The sequence below is a fragment of the Streptomyces sp. NPDC048637 genome, from assembly GCF_040650675.1.
In the GTDB taxonomy this organism is placed as follows: domain Bacteria; phylum Actinomycetota; class Actinomycetes; order Streptomycetales; family Streptomycetaceae; genus Streptomyces.
The window spans coordinates 19755-27605 of record NZ_JBEZHQ010000066.1 but is presented as its reverse complement, the minus strand read 5'-3'; the positions used below and the strand labels follow the sequence as shown (position 1 = coordinate 27605).

Annotated in this window: 6 protein-coding genes; all 6 read right to left on the bottom strand. The window is 71.4% G+C overall.

What is annotated here, in order from left to right; genetic code table 11:
• Positions 1-124: 124 nt before the first annotated feature.
• The 6 genes from AB0C46_RS39490 to AB0C46_RS39465 all read right to left on the bottom strand — a co-directional run bounded on the left by AB0C46_RS39490 (position 125) and on the right by AB0C46_RS39465 (position 7838).
• On the bottom strand, positions 125-574 hold the full coding sequence (locus AB0C46_RS39490) for a hypothetical protein (RefSeq protein WP_362833956.1): 450 nt from the start codon (positions 572-574) through the stop codon (positions 125-127).
• A gap of 113 nt (positions 575-687) precedes the next feature.
• The gene (locus AB0C46_RS39485) at positions 688-903 is read right to left on the bottom strand and encodes a hypothetical protein (protein WP_362833955.1); all 216 of its coding nucleotides are present in this window, start codon (positions 901-903) and stop codon (positions 688-690) included.
• A 241-nt stretch (positions 904-1144) separates the two neighbouring features.
• Positions 1145-2230, bottom strand: coding sequence for a methyltransferase domain-containing protein (locus AB0C46_RS39480; protein ID WP_362833954.1), 1086 nt, complete (start codon positions 2228-2230; stop codon positions 1145-1147).
• A 290-nt stretch (positions 2231-2520) separates the two neighbouring features.
• Positions 2521-5703 (bottom strand): efflux RND transporter permease subunit, encoded by a 3183-nt coding sequence (locus tag AB0C46_RS39475; RefSeq protein ID WP_362833953.1) that lies wholly within the window; start codon positions 5701-5703, stop codon positions 2521-2523.
• A 150-nt stretch (positions 5704-5853) separates the two neighbouring features.
• Positions 5854-6537, bottom strand: a complete 684-nt coding sequence (locus AB0C46_RS39470) for a response regulator transcription factor (protein ID WP_362833952.1) — start codon at positions 6535-6537, stop codon at positions 5854-5856.
• The gene (locus tag AB0C46_RS39465) at positions 6537-7838 is read right to left on the bottom strand and encodes a sensor histidine kinase (RefSeq protein ID WP_362833951.1); all 1302 of its coding nucleotides are present in this window, start codon (positions 7836-7838) and stop codon (positions 6537-6539) included. The genes AB0C46_RS39470 and AB0C46_RS39465 overlap by 1 nt, the downstream gene beginning before the upstream one ends.
• Positions 7839-7851: the final 13 nt, after the last annotated feature.

The window sequence follows — 7851 nt, the reverse complement described above, 5'->3', positions numbered from 1 at the left end:
GGTGTGTGGGACTGCTTCGCTTTACGTCCCACACACCGGCCCCTCCGGCCCGTCACCTCCCGTGGGGGGGATGAGTGACACGTGGGTGGGGGCGGGCGCCGCACTGGCTGTGTTCCGCCTCTGGTCAGGCCTCCAGGGTCCAGCGGACCTTGTCGCCGCCCTTGATCGCGGTGTGGCAGGGCCCGGCCGTGATCTTCTTCTCGTTCACGTACGCGTTCCACTTCTTCTTGTCGTCCGCGGCATCGCCATGGATCTCGGTGACGACGAAGTCCTGTGTGGCCGCGTCCCAGCGCGCCTGCACCCCGCCGAGGCCGTACTGCTCATCGGCGTCGACCAGGGCGGTGAGCGGCGTGGCGGCGAGTCCGTTGGCGGCGCAGTAGAAGCCGCCGAAGACGGTGCGCGGGCCCGTCACGACGAGTCCCACGCTGGCGGTGTAGGGGCCGCCGGTGACGCCGACGCGGACCCGGACGTCGCCCGCGGACGCGGTGGCCGGCGGCGCGGCCGCGAGGGCGAGGGCCAGGGCGAGCCCGGCAGCGGATACGGGGGCGGCCCCGCGGGCCAGGACGGACGGCACGCTCGCTCACCTTTCGTCGGTTCGGCAGCACACGCCACGAAACCAGCACTCCCGGTGATCGGCGAGAGGTGCACCGCCGAATGCGTACGCCCCGCCGCCTGTGGGCCGGAGCCTCACAGATAGATCTGCTGATGGCAGGCGCGGCAGCAGGTCCGGGCCTCGCACAGCCTGGTCTCCCCGTGGTCGAACGGCTCCGGCAGCCGGTTCCCCCGGCTGACCGCGATCCGTAAGACGTCCCGCAGCGCCTGGTGGAGTCCGGCGGCCAGGCGGCACAGCTCCTGGGGGTCCGCGCCCGGCCCGGCGGGCAGTGTCCCGGTCTCGTCCAGCAAGGCCTCGGCGGCCGCGAGCAGCTCCTCCTCGGCATGGTCGGCCAGGAGGGACAGGGGGCTAGGGGGGTCGTCGGTGTTCCACGAGTACCCCGGTCTTGTCCCCGTGCGGGACAGCAGGAACCCCCAGGGGGCCCTCGCTGCTCATCCCGGCGGCGGCCTGGGCGGCGTTCGTCGGCTCCCTCAAGGGCCAAGGCTGGGCGCGTAGTTCGGCCCGTCCCGGTACGGCGCTGGGACGGGCCGGTCACAGGGACACGGTCTGCCCGTCGGCCGTGACCGTGATGCGGTAGCGGTCCCGTGGGGGGCTGCCCTCGGCGGTCCAGGCGCGGTAGGCGGTCTCCGCCTCGTCCCACAGGCGGCGCGGGCCGTGCTGTTCCGTCTCGTAGGTGTCCTGGCCGGGGACGTATTCGACGGTGGCCCAGGAGCTGCGGGCGTCGTCGAAGAGCCAATAGGTGGCTTCGTCGCTGCCGTCGTCGGCGGGGCAGAGCAGGGGCCAGGCGTCGCGCACCCGGAGGCCCACGGCGAAGCGGGCGTGCGGGTCCTCTTCCAGCACGCGGGGGTCGAGGGTGGTCGTCGCCCGTTCGCCCTCCTCGCCGTGGTACCAGTCCCGGATGCGGCCGTAGGAGCGGCGCTGCTGACGGGCCCACATGAAGGCGGGGCGGCCGGAGAAGCCGCCGGTGGCCCGGCCGTCCCGGACGGTCAGGGTCGCGAACGAGTAGGAGTGGAACGACGAGCCCCACGGGGTGAGGATCGTGCCGCCCGGCGCGGTCTGCTCGACCCAGCTGTACGGGATGTCGCGGACCGTGCAGGTGGCGATGGTCCGGTCGTAGTGCGCCCGCTCGGGTACCCCGGCCAGGCCGTCGCCGCACACCAGATGCGGGTGCAGACCGGCCCGTGCCAGGTTGCCCCGGGCGATGTCGTGGAGGGCCTTGTCGGTCTCGATGGTGGTCGTACGGTCCTCGCCGAGCCGGTGGGCGAGCCAGGCGGCGTGGTAGCCGGTGCCGGTGCCGATCTCCAATACGGCGTCGCCGTCCCGGACGATCGCGGCCATGGCCAGCATGAGGGAGGGCATGGACGTCGAACACGTGGGAAAGGCGACCTGGCCCGCCACGGCCCGGCCGTCGTTGTGCTGGGTGATCAGCGGCAGGTCGGCATAGACCATCCGCCGCCACTCCGCCTCGTCCGCGGAGCGGGAGACGGTGCGGTCGCCCACCTCGAAGGTGTCCGGCACGAAATGCGCGCGGTCGACCGCGGCGACGGCCGACGCCCATTCCGGCGTCAACGCGCCCTTGTTGCGGAGGATTTCCACCAGCCGGCCCGGCGAGGACATGGCGCTGCCCCCTACTTCTTCGGCGGGTCGGTCACCGGCTTGGTCCACTGGCCGTCGGATTCCTTCGGGCTCTGCTGCCGGTCGCCCTCCTCGCCGCCCTTGCCGTCACCGTGCTTTCCCATCGCGGTCCCCCTTCATCGGTGATGTGTTGGTGATGTTGGTGATGGAGCGGTCGGGCCCGCCCCTTCCCCGTGTCCGGATGCCCGGCACGATGCCCCCGCAAGCATGTGCTTGCGGGGGCATCGTTTCTTCACCGGGAGCTTTCCGGGCTCCTGCCGGTCAGGCCGTCGTCAGACGCTCGCCGGCTCCGGTGTGTGGTCGGTCTCCTCGGCCTGCGGACCGGCCGGGCCGGCCCGCTTTGCGGCCTTCTTCTTCGCGCGGCGTTCCTTGCGGAGCTCGATCATCGCGTAGAGCGTCGGGACGAGGAGGAGGGTGAGGAGGGTGGAGGTGATCAGACCGCCGATCACGACCACGGCGAGCGGCTGGGAGATGAAGCCGCCGTCGCCGGTGATGGACAGGGCCATCGGCAGCAGCGCCATGATCGTGGCCAGGGCGGTCATGAGGATCGGGCGGAGGCGGTGGCGGCCGCCCTCGATGACCGCTTCCACGACGCCGTAACCCTGCGCGCGGTACTGGTTGATCAGGTCGATCAGCACGATGGCGTTGGTGACCACGATGCCGATCAGCATCAGCATGCCGATCATCGCCGGGACGCCCAGCGGGGTGCCGGTGGCGACCAGCAGGCCGATCGCGCCGGTCGCCGCGAAGGGGATCGAGACGAGCAGGATCAGCGGCTGGATCAGGGACCGGAAGGTGCCCACCAGGAGCATGAAGACGATGGCGATGGCCGCCAGCATCGCCAGGCCGAGCGAGGAGAACGCGTCGGTCTGGTCCTGGGAGACGCCGCCGATCTCCGCGCTGGCACCGTCCGGCAGCTTCAGATCGTCGATCTTGCTCTGCAGGGTGGTGCTGACTGCGCCGGTGTTGTCGCCGGTCGGCTTGGCGGTGATGGTCGCCGAGCGGGCGCCGTCGATCCGGGTCATCTGGACCGGGCCGGGGACGGTCCGCACGGTGGCGAGGGTGCCGAGCTTGACCGGGCCCGCCGGGGTCGGGAGGGTGAGGTTCTTGAGCTGGGCCTCGGTGGTGGCCGGACGGGCCGACTTGATCACGATGTCGCGCTCGGTGTCGTCCAGGACGGCCGTACCGCTGGTGGTGCCGCGGACCGCCTGGGCGACCGCACCGCCGAGAGTCGTCTGGTTGAAACCGGCCGCGGCCGCCTTGGCGTTGGGCTTCACGGAGATCCGCGGCACGCTCTGCGAGAGGTCGCTCTGGACGTCGGTGACGTCGTCGAGCCCGGCGACGGTCTTGCGCACCTGCTCGTTGGCCTTCTTCAGCACCTCGCCGTCGGCGGCCTTGACGACCACGCTCAGGTCCTGGTTGCCGAAGCCGCCGCCCGCGGTGACGGTGGTCTCGCCGATGGACGAGCCGAGCTTGTCGAGGCCGGCCCGCAGATCACCGGTGACCTTGCCGGAGTCCGCGGCGTCGGTCAGCTTGAGCTGGTAGGAGGCCTGGTTGGCGCCGGTGCCGCCGCCGAAGGCCGCCAGGAAGCCGGAGGAGCCGACGGTGACCTGGTAGTCCGCGATGCCGTCGTTGGCCGCGAGTACCTTCTCGACCTTCTTGGCCTGCTTGTCGGCCGCGTCGAGGCTGGTGCCGGGCTTGAGCTCCTGCTTGACGGTGAGGGTGCCCTGGTCGCCCTGGTCGAAGAAGTTGGTCTTCAGGAGCGGGCCCATGGCGAAGGTACCGAGGAGGACGACGACGGCGAGGACCACGCTGGTGACCCGGCGGCGGGTCGCGAAGCGCAGGACCGGGACGTAGAGGCGCTGCAGCGGGCTGCGGGTCTCCTTCTCCTCGGCCTGGCGCCGGAGTTCGTCGGGGTCGCTGCCCTCGGGGATCTCGGGGGCGCGCAGGAACCAGAAGGACAGCACCGGTACGACCGTCAGGGAGACGATCAGGGAGGCCAGCAGGGCGACGGTCACCGTCAGCGAGAAGGAGCCGAAGAGGGCGCCGACCATGCCGCCGACCACACCGATCGGGAGGAAGACCGCGACCGTGGTGAGGGTGGAGGAGGTGATCGCTCCGGAGACCTCCTTGACGGCGGAGAGGATGGCCTCGCGGCGCTCCTCGCCGTAGCCCAGATGTCGCTTGATGTTCTCCAGGACGACGATGGAGTCGTCGACGACGCGGCCGATCGCGATGGTCAGCGCGCCGAGGGTGAGCATGTTGAGGGAGAGATCCCCGGTCCACAGCACGATCAGGGTGATGACGACCGAGAGCGGGATGGAGACCGCGGTCACCAGCGTGGAGCGCAGGCTGAGCAGGAAGACCAGGATCACGATGACCGCCATGGCGAGACCGAGCAGGCCCTCGGTGGTCAGCGATTCGATCGACTTGGAGACCGCCGGGCCCTGGTCGGAGACGACCGTGACATCGGTGCCCTTGCCCAGGTCCTGACGGATCTCGGGGAGCCGGTCCTTGACCGCGTCGGATATGCCGACCGCGCTGCCGTCCTGGTCCATCGTCACCTGGACGGCGAGGCTGGGCTTGCCGTTGGTGCGGGTGAGGGCGGTCGGGGTGGCCGACTCCTCCTTGACGGTGGCGACATCACCGAGCCGGACCGGTCCGGCAGCCTGGCCTGCGCCCGCGCTCGCACCGGCGCCTTCGCCGGCCGCGGACGGCGCGATCCGCAGGTCCTTGATCTGCCGTACGGAGGTGAAGCCCGCACCGACCTGGACGGTCTTGCTCAGCCCGTCCTCGGCGAACGAACCGGCGGGCACCGAGGTGCCGCCCGCCTCCAGCGCCTGGCCGAGCGCCTGGGCACTCAGCCCGGCGGCGGCGAGCTTCTTGTCGTCGGGGGTGACCGCGACGATCCGGTCCTGGACACCATCCACCGTGACCTGGCTGACGCCGTCGATGTTCTTCAGGTCCGGTACGACGCTGCGGTCGAGCTGGTCGGCGAGCGTCTGCTGGTCCTTGTCCGGGGAAGAGACGGCGAGGACGACGGTGGGGATGTCGTCCGTCGAACCGGCCACCACCTGCGGGTCGACGTCCTTGGGCAGGTTCGCGCGGGCGCGGTTCACGGCCTGCTGGACATCGGCGACCAGACGCTTGGAGTCATTGCCGTAGTCGAACTGCGCCATGATGACGCCCGAGCCCTCGCTGGACGTCGAGGTGACGGTCTTGACGCCGTCGACCGCCTGGATTCCGTCCTCAAGCGGCTCGATCACCTGCTTCTCGACGACATCGGGCGAGGCTCCCTGATACGGCGTCAGAACGGACACCATCGGGAGTTCGATGGACGGCAGGAGCTGCTGCTTCAGCTGGGGGATCGCGATGGCGCCGAAGGCGATCGCCACGATCGACATCAGCGCTATCAGGCCCCGCTGTACGAGGCTGAGTCGGGACAGCCAGGACATGGGTGGGGTCTCTCTTCTGTTCTACAACGTCGGCGGGGCCGTTCTAGGGCCCACCTACACCTTCGGCCATGTCCTGGCCGGATTTCCTCGCTCGCAAGTCGGTTTCCGGCCGGAAGCCGTACCGCGTTCGGAGTAGAGGCCGCCCCACCCTCACTGCACCCGTGGGCGTACGAGTCCGGACTCGTACGCGATGACGACCAGCTGGGACCGGTCGCGGGCGCCCAGTTTGGCCATCGCGCGGTTGACATGCGTCTTGACGGTGAGCGGGCTGACCGCGAGCTGCTCGGCGATCTCGTCGTTGGACAGCCCGCCGGCCACCAGGGTCAGCACCTCACGCTCCCGGCCGGTCAGCGTCGCCAGCCGCTCGGTGCCCCGGCCGCCGGGCCCACCGTCGGCGGAACTGCCGCCCTGCGCGAGGAACTTGGCGATCAGCCCCTTGGTGGCGACGGGCGAGAGCAGCGCCTCACCGGCCGCCGCGATCCGGATCGCGTTCAGCAGCTCGTCCGGTTCCGCGCCCTTGCCGAGGAAGCCGCTGGCGCCGTTCCGCAGTGACTGCACCACATAGTCGTCGACCTCGAAGGTCGTCAGTATGACCACCCGGACGTCGGTGAGCTCCGGGTCCTCGCTGATCATGCGGGTGCCCGCCAGGCCGTCCGCACCGGGCATCCGGATGTCCATCAGCACGACGTCGGGCCGCTCCGCCCGGGTCAGCTCGTACGCCTGGGCCCCGTCGGAGGCCTCCCCGACCACCCGCATGTCCGGCTCGGAGTCGACCAGCACCCGGAAGGCACTGCGCAGCAGCGCCTGGTCATCGACGAGCAGCACCTTGATCATCACAACGTCTCCCCCGTACGGACGGTCTGCAGTGGAAGGGTCACCCGCACCTGGAAGCCGCCGGCCGCGCGCGGGCCGGTCACGACCGTGCCGCGCAGCGCGAAGACCCGCTCCCGCATCCCGATCAGACCATGGCCACCGCCGCTGTCCTCCGGCTCGCCGGGCCCGCCCGGGTCCACGGGCGGCCGGTCGCCGCCCTTCTGCCGCGGGACGCCGGCCCGGCCCGCGCCGTCGTCCAGGACGGTCACGGTCAGCGTGGTGTCGGACTGGCTGATCCGTACCGTGGCACGGGCCCCCTCGCCGGCGTGCTTGTGGACGTTGGTCAGCGCTTCCTGGACCACCCGGTAGGCGGTGAGGTCGACGGAGGCGGGCAGCGGCCGGGACGCCTGCGGGAGCTCCAGGTCGACCGGGATGCCGGCCCGGACGAACCCGTCGACGAGCTGGTCGAGCACACCGAGGCCCGGTGCGGGCTCGGTCGGCGCCTTGGGGTCGTCGGACTGCCGCAACAGGCCGACGGTGGCGCGGAGTTCCTCCAGTGCCGAGCGGGATGCCTCACGGACGTGTGCCAGCGCCTGCTTGGCCTGGTCGGGGCGGCTGTCCATGACGTGCGAGGCGACCCCGGCCTGGACGTTGACCAGGGCGATGTGGTGGGCGACGACATCGTGCAGCTCACGGGCGATCCGCATCCGCTCCTCGGCAACCCGGCGCCGGGCCTCCTCCTCGCGGGTGCGCTCGGCCCGTTCGGCGCGCTCCCGGATGGCGGCCACGAAGGCACGGCGGCTGCGGACCGCGTCACCGGCCGCCGCGGCCATACCCGTCCAGGCGAAGATGCCGAGGTTCTCCTGCGCGTACCAGGGGCGGGGCCCGTAGAGCATCGCGGCGGCGGTCAGGCCGACGACGGTCAGCGCGCCGACCCGCCAGGTGGTGGGCCGGTCGGTGCGCGAGGCCAGGCTGTAGAGGGCGATCACGGCGGAGGCGGCCACCGGGGCGCGCGGGTCGCTGGAGCGGGCGAGCAGTTCGACGATGGTGAGCGAGCCGGTGACCGCGAGGACCGTACGGGGCAGCCGGCGGCGCAGGACCAGGGCGGCACAGGCCAGCGCGGCCAGCACCACGGTCTTCGCGGACGGCTCGTGCCCGACGAACCGCGGGCCGTGCGGACCGTGCGGACCGACCACCGCGCCGAACAGGATGCAGGCGAAGACGGCCCCGGCCAGGACGGCGTCGAAGGCGAGCGGATGCGCCCGGTACCACTGGAAGCGGCCGGCGCGGGGCGCGTCCGGGCGGGGGTCGAGGAGGCTCACAAGAGCAAACGGT

Bases quoted from the DNA above. Each gene is read 5' to 3' on its own strand.
- AB0C46_RS39480 (WP_362833954.1), bottom strand. From the start codon at position 2,230: ATGTCCTCGCCGGGCCGGCTGGTGGAAATCCTCCGCAACAAGGGCGCG.
- AB0C46_RS39475 (WP_362833953.1), bottom strand. From the start codon at position 5,703: ATGTCCTGGCTGTCCCGACTCAGCCTCGTACAGCGGGGCCTGATAGCG.
- AB0C46_RS39470 (WP_362833952.1), bottom strand. From the start codon at position 6,537: ATGATCAAGGTGCTGCTCGTCGATGACCAGGCGCTGCTGCGCAGTGCC.